Origin of the sequence: Xanthobacter sp. YC-JY1, from assembly GCF_021730305.1 — a bacterium.
Classification (GTDB): domain Bacteria; phylum Pseudomonadota; class Alphaproteobacteria; order Rhizobiales; family Xanthobacteraceae; genus Xanthobacter; species Xanthobacter flavus.
In genome coordinates this window covers 2,168,015-2,190,328 of record NZ_CP032674.1, presented here as the reverse complement: position 1 = coordinate 2,190,328, position 22,314 = coordinate 2,168,015, and the positions used below count along the sequence as shown (strand labels likewise).

The 22,314-nt window shown below is 69.6% G+C and carries 15 protein-coding genes; 9 read left to right on the top strand and 6 right to left on the bottom strand.

Annotation, left to right across the window (positions count from 1 at the left end; all coding sequences use genetic code 11):
* The first annotated feature begins 9 nt into the window (after positions 1-9).
* Both D7006_RS10205 and D7006_RS10200 read left to right on the top strand, forming a co-directional pair.
* Entirely contained in the window at positions 10-7,317 is a 7,308-nt protein-coding gene (locus tag D7006_RS10205; protein ID WP_237356521.1) for a type I polyketide synthase, read from the top strand.
* Positions 7,318-7,327: 10 nt separating this feature from the next.
* Positions 7,328-8,665, top strand: coding sequence for an aminotransferase class I/II-fold pyridoxal phosphate-dependent enzyme (locus D7006_RS10200; RefSeq protein WP_237356519.1), 1,338 nt, complete (start codon positions 7,328-7,330; stop codon positions 8,663-8,665).
* Here the strand turns inward: D7006_RS10200 and D7006_RS10195 are convergent.
* Together D7006_RS10195 and D7006_RS10190 are read right to left on the bottom strand one after the other, a co-directional pair.
* Positions 8,646-9,833 (bottom strand): glycosyltransferase, encoded by a 1,188-nt coding sequence (locus D7006_RS10195; protein WP_237356518.1) that lies wholly within the window; start codon positions 9,831-9,833, stop codon positions 8,646-8,648. The genes D7006_RS10200 and D7006_RS10195 overlap by 20 nt on opposite strands.
* Positions 9,834-9,843: 10 nt before the next feature.
* Positions 9,844-11,259, bottom strand: a complete 1,416-nt coding sequence (locus tag D7006_RS10190; RefSeq protein WP_237356517.1) for a glycosyltransferase — start codon at positions 11,257-11,259, stop codon at positions 9,844-9,846.
* Between the two features lie 182 nt (positions 11,260-11,441).
* On the opposite strand from D7006_RS10190, the gene galE reads away from it, so the two are divergent.
* Together galE and D7006_RS10180 are read left to right on the top strand one after the other, a co-directional pair.
* Positions 11,442-12,437, top strand: a complete 996-nt coding sequence (gene galE, locus D7006_RS10185; RefSeq protein ID WP_237356516.1) for a UDP-glucose 4-epimerase GalE — start codon at positions 11,442-11,444, stop codon at positions 12,435-12,437.
* Between the two features lie 90 nt (positions 12,438-12,527).
* Entirely contained in the window at positions 12,528-13,469 is a 942-nt protein-coding gene (locus tag D7006_RS10180) for an NAD(P)/FAD-dependent oxidoreductase (RefSeq protein ID WP_237356515.1), read from the top strand.
* A gap of 12 nt (positions 13,470-13,481) precedes the next feature.
* On the opposite strand, the gene D7006_RS10175 is transcribed toward D7006_RS10180, so the two are convergent.
* From D7006_RS10175 to D7006_RS10165, 3 genes are read right to left on the bottom strand one after another with little or no spacing between them, the layout of a single operon-like run.
* The gene (locus tag D7006_RS10175; RefSeq protein ID WP_237356513.1) at positions 13,482-14,276 is read right to left on the bottom strand and encodes an ABC transporter ATP-binding protein; all 795 of its coding nucleotides are present in this window, start codon (positions 14,274-14,276) and stop codon (positions 13,482-13,484) included.
* 2 nt (positions 14,277-14,278) lie between these two features.
* Positions 14,279-15,076: an ABC transporter permease gene (locus tag D7006_RS10170; RefSeq protein ID WP_237356511.1), complete on the bottom strand. Its 798-nt coding sequence runs from the start codon at positions 15,074-15,076 to the stop codon at positions 14,279-14,281.
* An 8-nt stretch (positions 15,077-15,084) separates the two neighbouring features.
* Positions 15,085-16,083, bottom strand: a complete 999-nt coding sequence (locus D7006_RS10165; protein WP_237356503.1) for an ABC transporter substrate-binding protein — start codon at positions 16,081-16,083, stop codon at positions 15,085-15,087.
* Positions 16,084-16,419: 336 nt separating this feature from the next.
* Between D7006_RS10165 and D7006_RS10160 the strand changes: the two genes are divergently transcribed.
* The 4 genes from D7006_RS10160 (at position 16,420) to D7006_RS10145 (ending at position 21,109) form a co-directional block, all read left to right on the top strand.
* Positions 16,420-17,262, top strand: a complete 843-nt coding sequence (locus D7006_RS10160) for an amino acid ABC transporter substrate-binding protein (protein WP_237356501.1) — start codon at positions 16,420-16,422, stop codon at positions 17,260-17,262.
* Positions 17,263-17,352: 90 nt separating this feature from the next.
* Positions 17,353-18,741, top strand: a complete 1,389-nt coding sequence (locus D7006_RS10155) for an ethanolamine ammonia-lyase subunit EutB (RefSeq protein ID WP_237356500.1) — start codon at positions 17,353-17,355, stop codon at positions 18,739-18,741.
* On the top strand, positions 18,738-19,514 hold the full coding sequence (gene eutC, locus D7006_RS10150; protein WP_237356499.1) for an ethanolamine ammonia-lyase subunit EutC: 777 nt from the start codon (positions 18,738-18,740) through the stop codon (positions 19,512-19,514). The genes D7006_RS10155 and eutC overlap by 4 nt, the downstream gene beginning before the upstream one ends.
* Positions 19,515-19,606: 92 nt before the next feature.
* Positions 19,607-21,109, top strand: coding sequence for an amino acid permease (locus tag D7006_RS10145; RefSeq protein ID WP_237356498.1), 1,503 nt, complete (start codon positions 19,607-19,609; stop codon positions 21,107-21,109).
* A 41-nt stretch (positions 21,110-21,150) separates the two neighbouring features.
* Here the strand turns inward: D7006_RS10145 and D7006_RS10140 are convergent, their stop codons facing one another.
* A complete protein-coding gene (locus tag D7006_RS10140) occupies positions 21,151-21,525 on the bottom strand; it encodes a hypothetical protein (RefSeq protein ID WP_169121040.1) in 375 nt (124 codons plus the stop codon).
* Positions 21,526-21,825: 300 nt separating this feature from the next.
* Between D7006_RS10140 and D7006_RS10135 the strand changes: the two genes are divergently transcribed.
* Positions 21,826-22,185, top strand: a complete 360-nt coding sequence (locus D7006_RS10135; RefSeq protein WP_169121041.1) for a hypothetical protein — start codon at positions 21,826-21,828, stop codon at positions 22,183-22,185.
* Positions 22,186-22,314 lie beyond the last annotated feature (129 nt).

Genomic DNA, 22,314 nt, shown 5'->3' with positions numbered 1-22,314 from the left:
ACGACGGGGTTGCGTTCTGAGATTGTTTCCAGTCAGGGTGGCTTTGATCTTGCGGTCGTCGGACACGCCCTGCGCCTGCCTGGCGCGGCGAGTGCCGATGCGCTGTGGCGTCTTCTGAAGTCCGGACAGTCATCCGTCCGCGACTTTCCGACCGGGCGCTGGCCCATCGAGCGCGCGCTGCACCCGCGTCGCACCGAGCCGGGGTTCAGCTACACCTTTGCCGGCGGCTATCTGGAGGACCCCTTCGGCTTCGATCCGGCGGTGTTCGGCATCTCGCCGCGCGAGGCGCAGCAGATCGACCCGCAGCAGCGGCTGCTGCTGGAAGTGGTCTTCGAGGCCCTGGAGGATGCCGGCCTGCCCCCCTCGCGCACCGCGGGGCAGGAGATCGGCGTCTATGTCGGCGCCTCGAACGTGGACTACCAGTCCGGCGCGGCAGGCGATCCCGCGGCCATCGAGAGCCATTTCATGACGGGGAATTCCCTGTCGATCATCTCGAACCGCATCTCCTACATCTTCGACTGGCGCGGCCCGAGCTTCACGGTAGATTCCGCCTGCTCATCGTCCTTCGTGGCGCTGGTCCAGGCCGCGGCTGCGCTCGATGCCGGATTGATCGACACCGCGGTCGTCGCGGGCGTGAACCTGCTTCTGTCGCCGGCGCCCTTCATCGGCTTCTCGCGCGCCTCCATGCTGTCGCCGACGGGGCGCTGCCGCCCCTTCTCCGCGGCCGCCGATGGCTACGTGCGGTCGGAGGGCGCCATCGCCATCGTGCTGCGGCGCGCGTCGGACGCCCGCGCGGCCGGTCAGCGGATTCGCACCGGGATCGTCGGCGCCGCCGCCAATTCGGACGGTCGCACCTCCGGCATTTCACTGCCCTCCGCTGAGGGCCAGGCGGCCCTCATGTCCGCGCTCTATCAGCGGCTCGGCATCACGCCGGACCAGCTCGCATTTGTCGAGGCACATGGCACGGGCACGCCGGTGGGTGACCCCATCGAGGCGAGCGCCATCGGCTCCGCGCTTGGCAGGGGCCGTTCGGCGGCGCTGCCGGTGGGCTCGGTCAAGTCCAATATCGGACATCTCGAATGCGTCTCCGGCCTCGCGGGGCTGGTGAAGGCCGGCATGGCCCTCGCCGAAGCCCGCCTGCCGCGCACGCTCTATCTCGACGAGATGAGCCCCTACATCGATTTCGCCGCGCTCAACCTCGCGCCGGCGCGAGAAGAGGTGGCCCTCGACCTGACCCGCACGCCGTTCGCCGGCGTATCCAACTATGGTTTCGGCGGCACCAACGCGCACGTGATCCTGCGCGCACCGGAGAAGGAGCCCGAGCAGCAGCCGGCTTCCGGGGCGCGCCTGCTTCTCCTTTCCGCCCGGTCCCAGGCCGCGCTGCGGGGGCTTGCCGCCGGCTATGCCGAGCGGATCGAGGCCGGGGACGTGCCGCCCGCGATGATCGCCTCCGCCGCCTTCCACCAGCGTGAACGGATGGACCTTCGGCTCGCACTGCCGGTGGGCGATGCCAGGGACATGGCGGCGGCCCTGCGCGGATTTTCCCGGGAAGAGGCGGCCCCCTCCGTTGCCACGGGCAAGGTTCAGGGGCGCCCTGGAAAAACGGTCTTCGTCTATAGCGGCAATGGCGCCCAGTGGGTGGGCATGGGGCGAACGGCACTCGTCCGTAACCCCGCCTTTCGCGCGGCCTTCACCGCGATCGATGCCCTCTATCGGGACATCGGCGGCTGGTCTCTGGCGGAAGCGCTGGAAGCACCGGACCTCGCCACCCGCCTCGGCCGCACCAGCGTGGCACAGCCGCTGCTCTTCGCCATCCAGGCCGCGCTCACGGCCGCGCTGGAGGCGGAGGGCGTGGTACCCGACGTGGTGCTGGGCCACAGCGTCGGCGAGGTGGCCGCAGCTCTGGCGAGCGGAGCGCTCGATCTGGAGCAGGCCGTCCATCTCATCCACCACCGCAGCCAGCGGCAGGAGAGCGTTGCCGGCCTCGGCCGCATGATCGCGCTCGCCGCCGGGCCGGCACAGGCGGATGCCTTCGTCGCCGCTCTCGCCGCGCCCGGCCTCGTGGTCGCGGCCTATAACGGCCCGGGATCGGTGACGCTCAGCGGGCCGGAGACCTCGATCGCGCTCGCGGAAAAGGCGGCTCGGCTGCAGCGCATCGCCACCGTCGCCCTCGATATCGCCTATCCGTTCCATTCCGGCCTCCTGGATGGGGCCGAACAGGCCATCCGCGAGGACCTAAAAAGCCTCGCCCCGCGCGAAACCCGCGCCGCCTTCGTCTCGACCGTGACCGGGTCGGTCCTCGCCGGACCGGCCCTCGACGCCGAATACTGGTGGCACAACATCCGCCTGCCGGTGCGTTTCGCGGCGGCGGTCGAGGCTGCCGGTTCACTGGGCGGCACCCACTTCGTCGAGATCGGCGCACGGTCCATCCTGGTCGGCCCCACGAGCGACACCCTGCGCGAGGCCGGCGTCGCCGCCGAATGCCTCGGCAGCCTCTCCGAGCGGGACGACCAGACCGACGGCGATCCGGTGCGTGCGCTGGTCGCCCGCCTTGCGGCGCGCGGCCTCGAACCCGACGCAGAGCGGGGCTTCGGCTCCCCTCCCCCGCCCCTCTCTTTGCCCAATTATGCCTGGGACCGGCAACACTACGTCCTGCCCACCACGTCGGAGGCCATCGGCCTCTACGGACGGCTCAACGATGCGCCCGCGCCCCATCCCCTGCTGGGCTTGAAGGTGAGCGAGGGCGTGCCGGAATGGCATGCCTGGGTGGACGCGGAGATCGTGCCCTATCTCGGCGACCACCGGGTGGACGGCGTAGCCGTGGTGCCCGGCGCTGCGCTTGCCGAGATGATGCTCTCGGTCGGCCGCGCGGAACTCGGCGAAGGCCCGCTGGAGCTTTCCGATTTCGACATCCTGCGTCCGCTCGCCCTCGCCGAGGGCAGCATGCGGGAGGTCTCCACCCGCTTCGAGGCGACCACCCGCACCTGTGAGATCTGGTCCCGCCACCGGCTCGCCGGCGGCGCTTTCGTGCTGCACGCCACCGGCCGGCTCTCGCTCGCGGTGGGTGAGGCCGCGCGCCAGCCCGGGCCGGAGCTTTCCGCCGCCTGGCAGGTGAGCGAGGACGAGGTCTATGCCGCCGCCATCCGCTGCGGCCTCGATTACGGGCCGAGCTTCCGCCGCGTACGCCATGTGGTCCGCGATGCCGACTCCGGCATCGCGCAGATCGCGCCGGGCCGTCCGCCGCTCGGCGCCTATCAGGACAGGCTGCTGATCGACCCGACCGCGCTCGACGCGGCGCTGCACATGCTGTTCCTCGACGCCGACGTGGTGGAGGGCGAGACCCACACCCATCTGCCGGTGCGCCTTGGCGCGCTCAGGGTCTGGCAGCCGGGCGCCGCCGTCACCCGAAGCATCATGCGCCGCAAGCGCAAGAACCGCTTTACCGCGGTGGTGGACCTCACCTTGCTCGCCGCCGACGACAGCGTCGTCGCCGAGGTCGCCGATCTCGTGCTGCGCGAGGTGGTGCTGTCCCAGCGTCCGGACGAGGAACGCCAGTTCCATGTGGACATCGAGCCCGTGCGCATGGACGCGGCGACGCCGCCCGGCCGCGCGTTCGAGGTGCAGCCCGAAGCGAGCGACGCGGCGCTGTTGCTACGCGCTTTCGTGCGCTCCTTCGCGTATGAGTGCGCATCCGAAGCCGATGCCGGCCTCCTCTTGCGCGCCTCCGAAGGCCGCGCGGCGGTCCTCATGGGCTATCTGGCCGCCTGCGGCCTTGCCGACCATTATGAAACGGGCTGGCACCTGAAGGAGGCGGCTCCTCCTCCGTCCCAGCTGATCTTCCGCTCGCTCGCCGAGCGGTTTCCGCAGGCGAATGCCGAGATCCGCCTTGCCGCGCATCTCATGGCCAGCCTGCCCGCGTCGCTCTCGGGAGGGGGCTCAGACCTTCCCGCACACCTGGCCGAGCAGTTCGAGACGGAGTCGGTCTCCGCCGCCGCGACGCTCGGAACCCTGCGCGAAGCCATCGAGGCGAGTATTGCCGCCTGCGCGCCGCGACCGATCCAGATCGTTGCCGGCTCGCGGCCCGGCGCTGCGCTGATGGCCCTCCTGCTTCCGTTCGCCCGCGATGGTCGCGCTCAGGTGACGATCGTCGGCGCCAATGCCACCGAGTGTGAGCGCCTCGCGTCCATGCCGGGCATGGACGCCTTTGCCGTGGTCGACGGCGCGGCACCGGATGCGGCCTTCCTGCCCGTCGATCTCGTGCTCGGCCTTGCCGACACCACCGCCGACATCGACGTGCTTGAGCGCGTCGCCCCCCTCTGCGCCGGCGCACAGGTCGCGATCGCCGTTCCGGCCTTCGACCCTGCGCTCGACCTTCTGCTGGGCGCAGCCGATCCCCACGCCGCCACGGCGAGACAGCGGCCGGCTCCGGAACTGGTGGAAGATGCCCTGCGGCGCGCCGGTGTGGTTGATGCCACCCGGATCGACGGTTCCGGCACCGTCCTGCTCACTGCGTCCCTCCCCGCGCCGCCCCCCGAGGCGACCGCGCCTGTCTGGGTCATCGGCGATCGTGCCCCGGCCTTCGCGCTGGCGCTGGCGGGCCCTGCCGATCGTGTCATCGGCGGAACGCCGCCCGAGCCGAAGACCACCCCGCGGGCGCTGGTCCTGCCGATGGTCTTCGACGCCGAGCCGGCACCGCGCGACGCATTGGCGTCCGCCCTGCTCGACCTCAAGGCCCAGATCGCCTGGGCGGCGACGGCGAACACGCCGCTTTGGATCATCACGGTGCGTGGCCGGCAACAGCCGGGTGAGGTGCTGGATCCGATGGCGGTCGCCGTTTCGGCCTTCGTCCGGGTGGCGATGAACGAGACGCCCGGCCTCGACATCCGCCTCATCGACGTGGGGGCGCTCGACGCCGCGTCCGCGCGCCGCGTCCGCGGCATCATCGACGCGTCCGGGCTGGAGACGGAACGGGTTTCGCGCCCCACGGGGGAATATGCCATCCGGGTTCGCCGCGGTCCTGCCCACGAGGCGGCTTCGATCGACGACGCCCATCGCACACGGCTCCATGTGGGCCGCCAGGGCGCGCTCGGGGCCATGGAGTGGCGCGCCGAGCCGCGCATCGCCCCCGATGCCGGGCAGATCGAGATCGAGGTGGCCGCGACCGGCCTCAATTTCCGCGACGTGATGCTGGCGCTGGGCGCGCTGGACGATGACATCCTCGGACCGGGCCTTACCGGTGCGTCACTCGGCTTCGAGATGGCTGGCACGGTGACGCGGGTGGGTCCCGGCGTCAGCGATCACGCCGTGGGGGACCGCGTGATGGGCTTTGCCCCCGACGCGTTCTCGTCCCATGTGACAGTGCCGGCGTGGTTCGCCTTCAAGGTGCCGGAGACGCTCGCCCTTGAGGCGGCAGCCGCCGTACCGGTGGTGTTCGCCACGGCCTGGTACGCCCTCGTCGACCGCGCCCGCCTGACTGCTGGCGAGACCGTGCTGGTGCACGGCGCCGCCGGTGGCGTGGGCCTCGCGGCCGTGGGCATCGCCCTGGCGCGCGGCGCGCGGGTGATCGGCACCGCCGGCACGCCGGAAAAGGCGGCTCTCCTCAAGGCGCTGGGCGTGGAGGCCGTCTACAACTCCCGCGATCTCGCCTTCGCCCGCGACATCGCGCGCGATCACGGCAAGGTCGACGTGGTGCTGAACTCGCTGGCCGGCGACGCCATGGCGGCAAGCCTGAAGCTGGTGAAGCCGTTTGGTCGCTTCGTCGAGCTGGGCAAGCGCGACTTCCTCTCCAACACGACGGTGGGGCTACGCCCCTTCGCCCGCAACATCAGCTATTTCGGCGTGGACCTCGACCAGTTGCTTGCCCACGACAAGGCGCGGGCGACGGCGCTGATGGCCGAGATCGGCGAAGCCTTTGCGAACGGCTCGCTCCAACCCATTCCGTACCGCGTCATGGAAGGATCGGCGACGGAAGACGCCTTCCGCCAGATGCAAGCGGCACGGCACGTGGGCAAGATCGTGGTGCGCCCGCCCCGCACGGGCCGTGTCGCTTCCAACGCGCCGGAGACGCCCGCGCTGCGCGAGGGCGTCCATCTCGTGCTCGGCGGCAATGGCGGCTTCGGGCTTGAGACAGCCCTGTGGCTGGCGGCCCAGACCGCCGGTACGGTGGCCATCGCCTCGCGCTCCGGCGTGCGTGTGGCCGGCGATCTTGCACGCATCGAGGCGGCCCGCGCGGCCGGCGCGCGGATCGTCGTCGAGCAGGCGGATGCGCGTGACGAGGCGGCGCTCGAGGCTCTGGTGGAGCGGCTCGTCGCCGCGCACGGCCCGCTTCGCAGCTTGGTCCACACCGCCATGGTGCTGCGCGACGGCGCCATTCCCAACCTTGATGCGGAGAGCCTCGACGCCGTTCTGGCGCCGAAGGTCGACGGCGTTCTGACCCTCGACCGGATCACCGAGAGGCATCCGGTCGACCATTTCGTCGTCTACTCCTCCGCCTCGGCCATGATCGGCAGTCCCGGTCAGGGTGCCTATGTGGCGGCCAACGCCTTCCTGGAGGGCGTGGTGCGCAACCGCCGCGCGCGCGGGCTTCCGGGCCTTGCGGTCGCCTGGGGTGCGATCTCCGATGCCGGCGTCATCGCCAAGGACCAGGAACTCGGCCAGAGGCTGACGCGGGCCACCGGCGTCGCCGGCATCGCCTCCGCCGAGGCGCTCGGCTTCCTCGGCCGGCTGATGGCGCAGGGCGATGCCGCGGACGTGGTGAACGTCTACGCGCAGGTGAACCGCACCGCCATCGCGAGCCAGCTGCCGGTGCTGCGCACGCCCACCTTCCCCCGCCTGTTCTCCACCGCGGCCGACGGGGCAGCGGGGAGCGGCGAGGATCTGATGGAGCAGATCGCCGGTCTCGGCGATGCGGAGGCGCGCGTCCTTCTGCGCGAGGTGCTGGGCCGTGAGGTCGCTGGCATCCTGCGCCTGCCGCCGGACGCGGTGACAGGTACGGCCGCGCTGTCCGAGCTCGGCATGGATTCGCTGATGGCTCTGGAGCTGCGCTTGACGCTGGAGAAGAAGTTCGGCTTTGAGCTGCCGCTGCTCTCCATCGGCAGCGGGCGCACGCTGGACGATCTGGCGGCTGTCGCGCTGTCGAGCCTCAGGACGCCCGAGAATGCCGCACCTGCCGAGGCGGCCGCACCGGCTGTGGTCCTCGCTCCCGAGGAAGCCGCCCTTGCGGCCCGTCACGGCGTGCGGCTCGATGCGGAGTCCATCGAGGCCTTGACCGAGATGGCCGCCGCATCGGCACGCGACGCTGCGGGGACAGGTTCGTGAGGCCCGTGCCATGAGCGGGCGTCGCGGCTTGTCAGACGAGGATCTCGCGCATCTGCTGGGCGAGATGCGTGCGGGCACGGCAGCGCCGGCGCCCGCTCCCTCACCCGCCTTCGTCGACCGGGACGGGCTGCTCTCGTTCGAGAGCCTGCCGCGCTACAAGGAACTGACGGCGCAGCAGGCGGCGGCCGACATGCTGGGGCTGAAGAACCCCTATCACCGGCTGCACGAAGGACGGTCCGGGGCCACCGCGCGCATCGACGGGCGCGAGGTCGTCAACTTCGCGAGCTACGATTATCTCGGCCTCAATGGTGACCCGCGCATCACCCGCGCCGTCGCCGCCGCGGTCGAGACATGGGGCACAAGCGTCTCCGGCAGCCGCCTGTCGTCGGGCGAGCGGCCGGCGCATCTGGCGCTGGAGCGGGCGCTGGCTGACGTCTACGGGTCGCAGGATGCCGTCGCGTTCGTGAGCGGCCATGCCACCGCCATCGCCGCCCTCCCGACGCTGATGGGCCCGAAGGATCTCGTCGTCACCGACGCCTTCATGCACAACAGCGTGGTGCTCGGCGCCCAATATTCGCCCGCCACCCGCCGCACCTTCCCCCACAACGATCTCGATGCGCTGGAGACGATGCTCAGTCGCGAGCGCCACCGCTTCGAGCGGGTGCTGGTCGTCAGCGAGGGACTGTTCTCCATGGATGGCGACGGGCCGGACCTCGCCCGTCTCGTCGCATTGAAGGAGCGGTTCGGCTTCTGGCTGATGATCGACGACGCGCACGGCCTCGGCGTGCTGGGCGCGACGGGACGCGGCATCGCCGAGCATGCGGGCGTCGATCCGCGGGCCGTGGACATCTGGTTCGGCACGCTGTCCAAGTCGCTGGTGAGCTGCGGCGGCTACATCGCCGGGCCGTCGGCGATGGTGGGCTATCTCAAGGCCTTTGCGCCGGGCATGGTCTACAGCGTCGGCCTGCCGGTGCCGGTGGCGGAAGCCGCGCGCACGGCGCTGGGCCTGATGCTGGAAGAGCCTGAGCGCGTGCAGCGGCTTCAGGCCAACAGCCGGGCCTTCCGCGATGGCGCCGCCGCACTCGGCCTCGACGTAGGTCCATCTTGGGGCGCCGGCATCGTGCCGATCATGGTGGGCGAGACCATCAGGACCGTGATCCTCGCCCAGCGCCTGCTGGAGCGCGGCATCAACGCGTTCCCGGTGCTGCCGCCGGGGGTGCCGGAACGCTCGGCGCGGCTGCGTTTCTTCCTCTCCGCGTCGCACCGGCCAGAGCAGATCGACGCGGCCCTGACGGCGCTGGCCGAGGAGGCCGGCGCGCTGGGACTGATCAAGGATCGACCGCGCTGAGCGCATCGAGCCACGCGGCGAAGGCGCGGTCCCAGTCCAGAAGCGGACGCTCCGCCAGCGCCCCCGCGCGAAGGGCGTGGCGGGCCGCCGCGTCCTCCACCAGTCGTGCGGCGCCCGCTACGAAGCCGGGCGCATCCCCGGGCCTGAACAGCAGGCCGTTGACGCCGTGGCGCACCTGCCCGGGCAGGCCGCCGGCCTCAAGCGCAAGCACGGGAAGACCGCTCGCGAGGGCCTCGTAGACAGCTAAGCTGGCGTTCTCGAAGCGCGACAAGGTGGCGTAAAGATCGCTGTTGGCGAGAAGGGCGCCAATTTCCGCGCGTGGCACCGGCCCAGCGAGGAAGCCGCAGGGCAGCGCCGCGACCAGTTGCTCGACGTCCCCCCGCAGCGCGCCGTCGCCCGCAACCACCACTGCAAGTGAGTCGCCCAGCCTCTCGGCGAGCGCCGGCAACACCTGCCGCCAGTCCGCCCACCCCTTGTCGGCAGTCAGCCGTCCGGCGATCAGCATCACGGCCCGTCCATCGAGATCGGGGCGGCCCCAGCGCGCACTCCAGTAGCCGGGACGGCGCAGATCGGGATGGAAGTCCTGCGTATCCGTCCCATTGAACCGGCCGGTGAGGCCGTTCGCGAGGCCGAAACGTCGGAGCCGTGCCAAGCTGGCCGCGCTTGGGACAAGGGTGGCGGCGTAGCGATTGTAGAGCTGCGCCACCGCCCGCCAGACAACCGCGCGCAGCGGGGCATAAAGACCGTAACGGTTGCCGCCAGATCCGAGATAATCGGCGAAATTGGTGTGGAAGAAAGCGACCAGCGGCACGCGGTGGCGCCGAGCGAACGCACGGGCGGGAAGGCGGCGCAGGCCCAGGGCGAGACGCTCGGGCTCATCCACGTGAATGAGGTCGGGTCGGAAAGCGGCAAGCGCCCGGTCGATCTCGGCCGCAGCCTCAGGCACCACGTTGCGGTCCGAAGCCGCCGCGCCGAAGGGCACACTCGGCAATGCCGCAAAGGTGACGGCCGGCGGCAGACCGGCGGGGCGGGTCCGGTCGGCAGAAGCGGGCGCCAGCAGCAGCACCTCGTCGCCCCGCGCCACCAGCCGGCGCACGCGGGCATCGACGCTGACGGTGACACCATCAAGCACCGGCAGGACGCCGGAGGCGAGGATGGCGATCCTCATGCCGGCCCCCTCAAGCAGAGACCGGCACGGTGTCTGCCGGTACAGCGCCGAAGGCGCGGTACATGGCGAGAAGGTCGAGCGCCATGTCGCGCTCGGTGCGCTCGTAGGAGGTCGTCCGGCTGAGGGCCGCAGCGAGGCCGGGCTCGTCCACGAAGCGTTGGAGCACCAGGGCCAGTGCCTCCGCGTCGCCGCGCGGGAAGGAGAAGCCGTTGACGCCCTCCTCCACGAACTCGGTCATGCCCGGTACGTCGGAGACCACCACCGGCGTGTGCGTGGCGAGGGCCTTCAGCAGGGTCAAAGGCGCATTCTCGAACCAGGTGGAGGGCATGACCAGCACATCCACCTCTGCCAGCAGACCCGCCATCTCCGCTTCCGGAAAGGTGCCGCGGAACCGCGCCGGCAAGGGCGGAACCGTCTGCTCCGCCACCCCGCGCAGATCGCGGGCATAGGCCGGCGACAGGCTCTCAGACCCCCAGATATCGACGGTGAAGGCATCGCGCGGCAGCGCCCGCAACGCCTGGAGCAGCAGGTGCGGCCCCTTGTGATAGGCGAGCTGGCCGATGAAGCCGAAGCGCACCGGCCGGGCGGGCGCGGCGGGCTTGGGCGCGCGGTCGATTTCGACGCCGAACGGCGAGCGGAACAGCGGCGGCCCCGCCCCGTGCGCATCGAACAGCTCGGCAAGGAAGGCGCTGGGCGCAAAGGCCGCCCGGCAATGGGCGAAAGCGACGCGTAGCACCTGCGCCCGGTCGCGAACGGCCCGCGCGTCGCGGCCGAGCGAGAACGGCAGCACGGGTGCGAGCGTGGCGGCCGTCACAGCGGCAGCGGAACGGACGGCGGGCTGCGCCAGCGTCCGCCAGAATGCGCTGTCCGGCCGTTCGGCCGACCGCGCGAGCAGGCCGCAGGACAGGCAATTGCTGCGGATCGCATTGGGCCCGTGACACAGGCCGCCATCCGGCAGCTCCAGCCGGGTGGTGATGCAGAGATTGAAGAAGTCCGTGAGCGTCGCGAACGTCGGAATGCCCAGCCGCGCGGTCACATGCGGCAGGACGGCAGTGAAATTGGCGAGGTGACAGATGTGCACCACGTCCGGCGCGAGCGTGTGCAGGATGCGTTCGAGGAGCGGAGCAAGGCCGGGGTGGTCGTAGTCTTCGCGGGCCGAGTGGGAGGGCGTCCGGTTGCGATCGATCCGCACTACCGGAATGCCCTCGACTTCGTAGCGTACGATCTCCTCCGCCTGTTCAGGCTCGCCGGCCGCCCGCGCGGTCACAACGGTGGGGACGTGTCCCAGAGCCTTGAACTGGCGCACCAGAGCGAGCGTGTAGGCCTCGGTGCCGTAGACATGGTCCGGATAGAAGGCGTGCACGAACAGCGCGACGCGCAATGGCCGCAGGGAGAGTCTCGGAACGTCCTGCGGCACGCCGCGCATCGAATCTCAACCTCCTGCGATGCCGACCACTGCCTTACTCTGCGTTGCGACAGCCGTGCAACCGACGTGAGATGACAACGTGTTACGAGGCCGCAACCACCCGAGGTAGCCATTCGGCACGTTTTTATTGCACTGCGATAGGGAATGAGCGAAAGGATTGCAGGCGGCTGGAGATCAGCGAGATGTCTATTCTGGTAACGGGCGGCGCGGGCTATATCGGTAGCCACATGGCTCACGCCCTCGTCGATCGCGGTGAGCGCGTGGTTGTGCTGGACGACCTCTCCACGGGCCACCGCCATGCCGTTCCGGCCGCCGCGACGCTGGTGGTCGGCGACGTGGGTGATGTCGCTTTGGTGCAGTCGGTCCTGAAGGCGAACCAGATTCGCGAGATCGTCCATTTCGCCGCGCGGATCGTGGTGGTGGATTCCATCGCCCAGCCGCTCGACTACTACATGAACAACACGGTGCGCTCCCGCGCCCTGTTCGAGGCTGCGGTGACGAGCGGCGTCGAGCGCCTGATCTTCTCCTCCACCGCGGCCGTCTATGGCGAGGGTGGAACCGAACTCATCCCCGAAACGGCGGACAAGCTCCCGATCACCCCTTATGGCCGCTCGAAGCTCGCGACTGAATGGATGCTGACGGACATCGCCGCGGCGCACGGCCTCTCCCACGCCGTGCTGCGCTACTTCAACGTGGCTGGTGCCGACCCGGCCGGGCGCTGCGGCCAGTCCTCGCGCCGCGCGACCCACCTCATCAAGGTGGCGGCCGAAGCCGTTGCGGGCCGCCGGCCCCACGTCGATCTCTACGGCGAGGATTACGACACCCCCGACGGCACCTGCATCCGCGACTATGTGCACGTGGCTGACCTCGTGGCGGCGCACCTTGCCGCGCTGGATGGCCTGAGGGCTGGGTCGTCTCGCTTGGTCTATAATTGCGGCTATGGCCGTGGTTTCTCGGTGCGCGAGGTGCTCGACGTGGTGCGCCGTGTGTCTGGGGTCCATTTCCCTGTTCTGCTGCGCGAGCGTCGGCCGGGCGATCCTGCCCGCCTGATCGCGGATTCCAGCCGCATCCAGGCCGAGCTCGGCTGGAAACCGCGGTTCGACGATCTCGAGGTCATCGTCCGCTCGGCGCTGGATTGGGAAGAGGCTCTGGCGCGCCGGCAGCTAATGCCGGCCTGAGGCCGCAAGGCGGCCCTTCCTAGCCGCGGACGACAGCCTCGCATAAGCTGCGACAGGCGCCATGGGCGCGCAGGCTGGATCGGGATCGGCATGTTCGACGCGGTAATCATCGGCGGCGGTCCAGCCGGGGCGTCGTGCGCGCTCTGGCTGAAGATGCTCGGCTTCCGGCCCTGCATCGTCGAGCGCCGGCCGGTGCTGGGCGGGCTCGGCAACGACAATCCCTACCCCAACCAGTGGATCGCACCCATCCGCGACAAGACTGGCATCGAGATCGCGGCCGAAGTCGACCGCCACATGCGCGACCACGACATCGTCTGCCGCACCGGCGAGGCGGTGACCGAGCTGGAGGTGGTGCCCGGCGGCTTCCGCATCACGACCGCCACCGGAGAAATTGTGATGGGGCGCGCCTGCGTCCTTGCCACTGGCGTGCGGCCGGTGAAGGGGGGCTTCACCGCCTCCGACGACGTCATCATCGGGCCGGGCCAGACCCTCTTCAATGCGGATTTCGAGGGTTGCTCGGTCGCCATCCTCGGTGGCGGCGACAATGCGTTCGAGAATTACATCTTCGTGCGCAAGCGCGGTGCCGCCCGCGTCACCCTCTTCGCCCGCACCATAAGGGCGCGGCGCGAGTTCCTGGAGAAGGTACCACCAGCGGACGTACGCATCGGCCCCTATCCGGTGGAGCCGGATGTGCCGGCGGTGGCGGGCGAGCGGTTTGACCGTTTCCTCGTGCTCTATGGCTGGGAGCCCTATCTGCCCTACGCGCGCCACCTCGGCCTCGCGCGGGATGCGCGCGGCTTCGTCGAGACCAGCCTCGATTGCGAAACCTCGGTCCCCAACCTTTATGCAATCGGCGAGATCGCGCAGCGGATGCATCCGTGCTGCGTCACCTCCATGGCCGACGGGGTGGTGGCCGCCAAGGCCATCCAGCGCACGCTGGAGCAGGACGCCGTGGCCCGCTTCGCCGAACGCGTCCGGCGCGCCGCAGCGGAGGCGGCGCCGACATCCGCGCACAAGCCGCGCATTAAATAGGGCGCTGCCGCTTCAGCGCCGCGCAGCGCTCGCCTTGCCTGCGAGGGAGAGCCGTTCGCGTGCGCCCGCCAAGGCCAGCGGCGATGCCCCAGGTGGCGCAAGGGCGGCGGCGATTTCGGCCCGGCGCAGCAGCGCGGCGGAGGCCTCATAGGCCGCACCGACCGACGCGAGCATGGGCGCCTGCGTCACGTCCGCCACCACACAAGCGGGTCGCGGGGAGAAGACGACGATCCGGTCCGCGAGGCGCACCGCCTCGGTCACGTCATGGGTGACGAACAGCACCGCCGCACCCGCGCCCTCCACCTCGGCCCGCAGCAGCGCCTGGAGATCGTGGCGCAGACCCACGTCGAGGGCAGAGAACGGCTCGTCCATCAGCACGAGGTCCGGCGAAAGAGCGAAGGCGCGGGCGATGGCGACCCGCTGCATCATGCCGCCCGAGAGCTGGGACGGGCGCTTGTCCAGATCCCCCGCCGAAAAGCCGAGGCGCAGCAGGATCGCCTCGGCGATGGTGCGGCGTTCGGCCTTGCCCATTCCCGCAGCCTTGAGGCCGAAGGCGGCATTGTCGCGCGCATCCGCCCAGGGCAGCAGGCGCGGGTCCTGAAACACCATGGCCACGCGGCGAAAGCCGTTCTCGACCCGTCCCGCGGTCGCCCGCTCGACCCCGGCGGCGATGCGCAGGAGGCTGGTCTTGCCGCAGCCCGACGGCCCGAGCAGCACCACCAGTTCGCCCGCGCCGATATGAAGGTCGATCCCGGCGATGATCTCGGCCGCGCCGAACCGCAGCCTCAGGCCGCTCAGGGACAGCATTCTCACGCCTCCGCCGAGAGGGGCACGGGCGCCCCCCTCCCGGCACGCCGACGCCGGAGGGGCGCAAGCAGCAGGGCGTCGGCGAGGATCAGCACGGCGATCGCCAGCACGATCCACGCCATGGTTTCCGGCAGGTCGAAATGGGAGCGTGCAGTGGCGATGCCGCCGCCCACGCCGTCCGCGCCGCTGAGCACCTCGGCCATCACCGCCACCTTGAAGGAGAAGGCGAGCGCGGTGGCGAGCGCGGGAATGAGAAAGTCCGCCAGCGCGGGCAGGACGAGATCGGTGAAACGCATGAAAGCCGGCGCGCGATAGAGCTGGGCCATCTCTGCGAGCCCACGGTCGCGGCTGCGCATGCCCTGGAGCGTGGCGATGAAGAGGATGGGCGCGGCGGTGATGGCGACCGTGAAGGTCGCGGCACCACCGCCGGGGCCGAACCAGAGCAGCGCCAGCACCACCCAGGCGATGGGCGGCGTGCCGAGAAGCGCGGTGAAGACCGGATAGGACATGGCCCCCACTGGCATCGCCAGCCCGCCCGCCACGCCAAGCAGGAAGCCAACCGCGCCCCCCGCGGCGCAGCCGGCCAGAGCGTGCACCAGCGTCGCCAGCAGCGCCGGCCCGGCCTTTCCGCTGTCGACGAGCCGGACGACGGCCTCCCCTGTCTCCGCAAGGCTCGGCAGCACGAACGGCCCGAAGACCATCGCCCCCCATTGCCACGCGCCAGCCAGAGCCAAGAGCCCCGCCATCCCCCAGATGGCGGACAGGAGCGCAGGGGAGAGCGGGCGCGCAGGAACCGCCATGGCGGCGCTCAGAAGTCGAGATAGAAGCTGTCGGGCGGCAGCTTTCCGGCCAGCGCCTCCGGCTGGAAGGAGAGCAGCGTCTCGTAGAAGGCGACGAGGCCGGGCTTCAGCTTCGCCGCCGGCTCTGCAACCACGTTGAAATGCGAGAGCGCGCTGGCGAGGATGGGCGCCTTCATGTCCATCTTCTCTTCACCCAGCTGGCCGGCGGCAGCCGGATCGGACAGCACCCAGTCGCGCGCGCCGGGCAGGCCGGCGGCCATGGCCTTGAGCAGCTCGGGGCTTTCCTCGATCAGCCGCTCGTGCACGGCGATGCCGGCCATGGGCAGGCCGAGGCCGCCATGCTGCTTCTTCCAGTCGTCCTGAAGGCTGATGGCACGGTTCAGGGTGCGGCCCTCCTTCTTCGCCATCATGATGGCGGCGGTGGCCGGCGGCTCGGAGAGGATGGCCGTGGTGGCGCGCCCGGCGGCGAGCATCTGCGCCGCTTCCATGGGGGTGCGCACATAGGTGATGGTCATGTCCTTGTCCGGGTCCATGCCGTAGCCGCGGGCGATGGAGCGGAAGACGAGGTCGGGCATGTCGTTCTTGAAGAAGCCCACCAGCTCCTTGCCGGCGAGATCCTTGAACGAGGTGATGCTCGCGTCGGACGAGATGACGAACAGATGGCCCATGGAGAGGATGGCGAACAGCTTCAGCGGCAGGCCGCGATTGGCGAGGTTCGCCGGAACATGGGTTGGTGTCGTGAACAGGCTGGTGCGGCCGGAGACGATGGCCGCGCGCAATTCGTCCGTATCGCGCCACAGGCGGAAGGTGGCGTCGGGCGCGCTCGCGCTGAGGGCGCCGGACTGGAGAAGGCGCAGCAGCACGATGGTGGAGCCGTTCGGCGCGCCGAGAATCTCCAGCCCCTTCGCCGGGGCGGCCAGCGCCGAAGTGATCGGCGCGGCGCAGGCGCCGGCTGTCGCGGCGGCGATGGCACCCAACATGCGGCGCCGGTTGAGCAACACGGTCATGTCCAATTCCCCGGCAGAAAAAGCCGGCGTGGCCGGCAAAGCTATATCCATTTCAATATAACAATTTCGCTTCCGGACAAAGCCGGGAGGGCTGCGGCGGAACGGCCACGGATGGGCGCCGCAGGCGTACGCCAAGGGCGGCGGGAAGCCGGGAGGGTTGCTTTCGCGCCACAATGCGCGCCCGCGTCCCTCAAGAGGCGCCGAAGCCCTTGGCCGCGCCCGGCCGGCCGGGCAAGATCAGGCGAAATGGACCGCGGGGGGCGGCACAAGGGGGCGCGGATGGGTGGGCAGATCGGGCTGGGGTTCAGCTCAAACATCAGGTTCGCGGGACTGTGTGTGGCGACCATCGTCGCCGGACTCGCCGCCCTCCTCCTCGCGCTGGCCGCGCCGGCCGGCGCGCAGACGCTGGACCGCCTTGCAAAGGGAGACCCCTTCCGCATCGGCTATCGCCAGTTCGCCCCGCCCTATTCATATGCCGCCAGCAACGGCCAGCCGGCGGGCTACATCGTGGATCTCTGCCGCGAGGTGGCGGATGCGCTCAAGCGCTCCCTCAAGCTGCCCAACCTGCCGGTGGAATACGTGAAGGTCTCGGCCGAGGACCGCTTCGAGGCGGTGCGCGACGGGCGCATCGACATCCTGTGCGAGCCCACCTCCATGACCATGTCGCGGCGGGCGCTGGTCGACTTCTCGCTGCCCACCTTCCTGGATGGCGCCGGCGTCGTCACGCGCGGTCCGGCGGTGAAGGGGCTGGAAGAGCTGCGGGCCAAGAAGGTCGGCGTGCTGAAGGGCACCACGACCGAGGAGACGCTGCGCTCGACCCTCGCGCAGATGGGCATCGCCGCCACCATCGTCACCGTCACCGACCATCCGGACGGCCTGAAGCAACTGGCCGAAGGCAAGCTCGACGCCTATTTCGGTGACCGCGGCATCCTCAACTACCTGATCGCGAACACGCCGTTCGGCAGCCGCCTCAGCCTCTCGGACCAGTATTTCACCTTCGAAACCTATGCGCTGGGCCTGCCACGCGGCGATCAGGCGTTCCGCCTTCTGGTGGACACCACCCTCGCCGATCTCTACCGGACTGACCGCATCCGCGACATCTATGCCAAGAGTTTCGGCAAGTTCCCGCCGGACCAGTTCCTCAACGCGCTCTTCGTCATCAACGGCGTGCCGAAATAGACGGGGCTTTCCTCGAAGGCATATTTGTTGCTTATCGCTAGGGCCTGAGGACGCGGCAGATGCGCCGCGCCCGCCCGATCGGAGCGCGCCATGGCTCATGTCCATCGCATCGGAGCGAAGTCCTTCGTCTTTTCCGACCTCAAGGACCTGATGGCCAAGGCGACCCCGCCGCGCTCGGGCGACATGCTCGCCGGCATCGCCGCCGCCACGGCGGAGGAGAATGTGGCGGCGCGCATGTGCCTCGCCGACCTGCCCCTGAAGACCTTCCTCGCCGAGCCGCTGGTGCCCTATGAAGGGGACGAGGTGACACGACTCATCCTCGACAGCCACGATGGCGCGGCCTTCGCGCCGGTCTCGGCCATGACGGTGGGCGACTTCCGCGACTTCCTGCTCTCCCCCGCCGCAACGCCGGAGGTTCTGGCGGCCCTCGCGCCCGGCCTCATGCCGGAGATGGCGGCGGCGGTCTCCAAGATCATGCGCAATCAGGATCTGATCCTCGCCGCTCGCAAGTGCCGGGTGGTGACGCGCTTCCGCAACACCATCGGCCTGCCCGGCACCATGGCGGTGCGCCTCCAGCCCAACCATCCCACCGACGACGCGGCCGGCGTCTCCGCCGCCATTCTCGACGGCCTGCTCTATGGCTGCGGCGATGCGGTGATCGGCATCAATCCCGCCTCCGACAGCGTGCCGGTGATCGACCGCCTGCTGAAGCTGATGGACGAGATCATCTCGCGCTTCGAGATTCCCACCCAGAGCTGCGTGCTCACCCACATCACGACCGCGATCGCGCTGATGGATCGCGGCGCGCCGGTGGACCTCGTGTTCCAGTCCATCGCCGGCACGGAGGGGGCGAACCGCTCCTTCGGCATCGACCTGAAACTGCTCGCAGAAGGCACCGATGCGGCCCGCAGCCTCAAGCGCGGCACGGTGGGGCAGAACGCCATGTATTTCGAGACCGGCCAGGGCTCGGCCCTCTCGGCCGGCGCGCACCACGGGGTGGACCAGCAGACGCTGGAAGCGCGCGCCTACGGCGTCGCCCGCGCCTTCGATCCGCTGCTGGTGAACACGGTGGTGGGCTTCATCGGCCCGGAATATCTCTATGACGGCAAGCAGATCATCCGCGCCGGGCTGGAGGATCATTTCTGCGGCAAGCTGCTCGGCGTGCCGCTGGGGGTTGACGTCTGCTACACCAACCATGCCGAGGCCGATCAGGACGACATGGACACGCTGCTCACCTTGCTCGGGGCGGCTGGCGTCACCTACATCATGGGCATTCCCGGCGCCGACGACGTGATGCTGAACTATCAGTCCACCTCGTTCCACGATGCGCTTTATATCCGCGAGGTGCTCGGGCTGAAGCGGGCGCCGGAGTTCGAGGCGTGGCTGGAGAAGATGGACATCACCGGCACGGACGGGCGCCTGCTGCCGGCCGACGCCCGCCATCCCCTGCTTGGCTATGTGGTGGAGCGCGCCGCATGATCGCGCGCGATCCCTGGTCGAAGCTCTCCCGCCACACCCCGGCCCGCATCGCTCTGGGCCGCACGGGTGCGAGCCTGCCCACCGAGGAAGTGCTGCGCTTCGCCCTCGCCCATGCCCAGGCGCGCGATGCCGTGCATACGCCATTCGATGCGGCGCGGGTGGAAGAGGAGGTGCGCGGCCTCGGCTTCTCCACCCTGCGCGCCGAAAGCGCGGCGCAGGCGCGCGACGTCTATCTGCGCCGGCCGGACCTCGGGCGGCGGCTCTCGGACGAAAGCCGGACCCGCCTCGCGCAGGCGGCGGGCGAGCCGGTGGACCTTGTGCTGGTGGTGGCGGATGGACTCTCCTCCGCCGCCGTCCACGCCCACACGCTCCCCTTCCTCGCGGCGTTGAAGGCACGGATCACTGACGCCGGCTGGACCACCGCGCCGGTGGTCATCGCCTCGCAGGCGAGGGTGGCGCTCGGCGACGAGGTAGGGCACCTGCTGAAGGCGCGCGCCGTGGCGCTGCTGGTGGGCGAGCGGCCCGGCCTCTCCTCGCCGGACAGCCTCGGCCTCTACCTCACCTACAATCCCAAGCCCGGCCGATCGGACGCGGAGCGCAATTGCATCTCTAACGTGCGTCCGGAGGGTCTTGCCTACGATCTGGCCGCCTTCAAGCTCGCCTGGCACATTCGCGAGGCATTCGCCCGCCAGATCACCGGCGTCGAATTGAAGGACGAGAGCGATCTCCTGCTCGAAACCGGCCTGCCGCCGCTGCATCTCGGCGCGCGCTGACGGTTTTTGCCCTCACCATTAGGGAATGGCAACAAAGTTGCCTGTAGGGCAAGCGCGCCGGACCTTACTCTGGTGCTATCGGAGGGCTGGGCATGGCCGAAGGCAGCAAATCCGGCGTTACCTACACCACGGTTGATGTTTCCTATTTCGAGCAGCGCGCCCTGAAGCGGCACGCCCGCGTCTGGTCGCTCTGGGCGCTGGGAGTCGGGGCGGTCATCTCCGGCCATTTCTCGGGCTGGAACCTCGGCATTGCCTCGGGCGGCTGGGGCGGCATGTTCATCGCCGCCGTCATCATCGCCATCATGTATCTGGGCCTCACCTTCTCCATCGCCGAGATGTCGCCGGCCCTGCCTCACACGGGCGCCGCCTATTCCTTCGCCCGCACCACCATGGGCCCGTGGGGCGGCTTCGTCACCGGCCTGTGCGAGAATGTGGAATATGTCATCACCCCGGCGGTGGTGGTGTCCTTCATCGGCTCCTACATGGGCTCCATCTTCGGCACGCCGCCGGCGTTCCAGCCGGTCTACTGGATCTTCGGTTACATCATCTTCGTGGGCCTCAACATCGCCGGCGTGGAGCTCTCATTCCGCGTGACGCTGGTGGTGACGCTGGCGGCGCTGGCCTGCCTCGTCGCCTTCTGGGTCAGCGCCATTCCGGTGGCCAACTTCTCCCGCTGGGCGCTGAACATCGGCGTCGGGCCGGACGGCACGGCGGTGGAACTGCCCAATGGCGGCGGGCCGTTCCTGCCCTTCGGCATCGGCGGCGCGCTGGCCGCCCTGCCCTTCGCCGTCTGGCTGTTCCTCGCCATCGAGCAATTGCCGCTGGCGGCGGAGGAATCGGTGGACCCGAAGACGGATATGCCCAAGGGCATCATGCTGGGCATGGCGACGCTCATCGTCTCCGCCTTCATGATCCTCTGGCTGAATTCGTCGGTGGCGAACGGCTCCTTCGGCCTCTCCACCTCGCTGGAGCCGCTGCTGGACGGCTTCAAGGCCATCTATGGCGACGGGCTGGCGAAGCTCCTCGCGCTGGTGGCGGTGATCGGGCTCATCGCCTCGTTCCACACCATCATCTATGCCCAGGGCCGGCAGATCTATTCGCTGTCGCGGGCCGGCTACTTCCCGCGCGGCCTGTCCGTCACCCATGGCGGCCGCAAGACCCCGCATGTGGCCATGGTGGCCGGCGCTGTGGTGGGCCTCGTCATCATGATCGGCATCTGGTTCGCGCTGGGGGCGGAGGCGGGCGCCGCGGCCATCGGCGGCACGCTGCTCAACATGGCGGTGTTCGGCGCCATGCTCTCCTACGTGATGCAGGCGATTTCCTTCATCCTGATGCGGAAGAACATGCCGCACATCGAGCGGCCCTATAAGAGCCCGTTCGGCATCCCCGGTGCGGTGGCGACCATCGTGATCGCGATCGTCACCATCTGGTTCCAGCTCTCCGACCCGATCTACCGCAATGGCGTGATCGGCGTGGCCATCTGGTTCGCGGCCGGCATCGCCTATTTCGGCATCTGGGGCCGGCACAAGCTGGTGCTGTCGCCGGAGGAGGAATTCGCCCTGTCCAAGGGCACGGCCGAATACAAGAGCTACTGACGAAGCAGCGGTCCGCCCCTCGGGCGGACCGCATTCGCGGATCAGACCACCGACACCACACGGAAGGTGTGCATTTCGTCGTCCTCGTGGACGGAGACATATTCCCCCACCTCGAACCGCTCGTCGCCGAAGCGGTAGCCGGCCTCGTCATCGTCGGTGCCGGAAATGTCATAGCGGAACGCCCAGCTGCCGCCGGGCCGGCGCACCAGATGGCCCACCTCGTCGGCCTCATCGGGGCGGAACTTCACCACCCGGCAGCTGTCGCGATGCTTGGCCCACTCCGCCGCATCGATGTGGCCGGCGCTGTCGAGGGGCGCCACGAAGCTGTAGCCGTGATTGCGGGCGCCATCCGGATGCCCCTTCTCGCGGGCAAGCTCCATGCGGATCTGACGGAAGCCGTGCGGCAACTGGGTCATGCTTTTTTCTCCCCGACCTTGCGGCCTGTGGCTCCGTCCCGAGCGCGGACATCACGATGCGTTGACGGAAGCCTGTTTCGCCCTTCGCCGGGCCGGCGCAACCATAGGCAGCGGGCCGGCGGAGTGCGATGATGATGTCGCCCGAGGGGCGACGCGTGGAAATGTGATTTTCCCCGATCCGGCGCGCAAGGCATTTGACCTTCCGCAACGCCGAAGTCTCACATCCGTGAAACGGTAATTCCAGTGGGCGCTGGGGGAGTGCTCAGGTCCGGGGGTCATCGTCAGACGGGAGAAATGGACATGAACGACTCGGTGATGTTCCAGGGTCTCGCCCGCGCGCTGTCGCCCGCCACGCCGCCCATGGCTTGGCCGGTGACCGCATGGAAGAACCTGTTCTTCGACTGCCCGGTCGCGGTCAGCACGCACCTGCAGCAGTTCGTCGGCCGGCAGGTGCAGGAGCAGGTGGAGCTTCTCGGCCAGCTCTCGCGCGAGCAGAACCCGTCTGCCTTCGTCACCCGCGAGGCGGCGTTCCTGCAGCAATCGGCGCTCGCCTGGAGCACCGAACTGGTCGCAGTTGCCGAAATTGTCCAGTCCAAGCTACTGAACGCCACGCAGGCGGAGCAGCCGGAAGACCAGCCGCCATTCGCCAAGGCGGCGTGAGACGGTTCGCGCACGCTTGAGACACCGCCATCCGGGGCTGCTGTCGCGGATCGGGGTGAGGTCTCCGCGGCCGGCGGTCGCGGCGGAGCCTGCGTCGTCTCGCCCGCGCGGATTGCCCCGGCGGCGCCG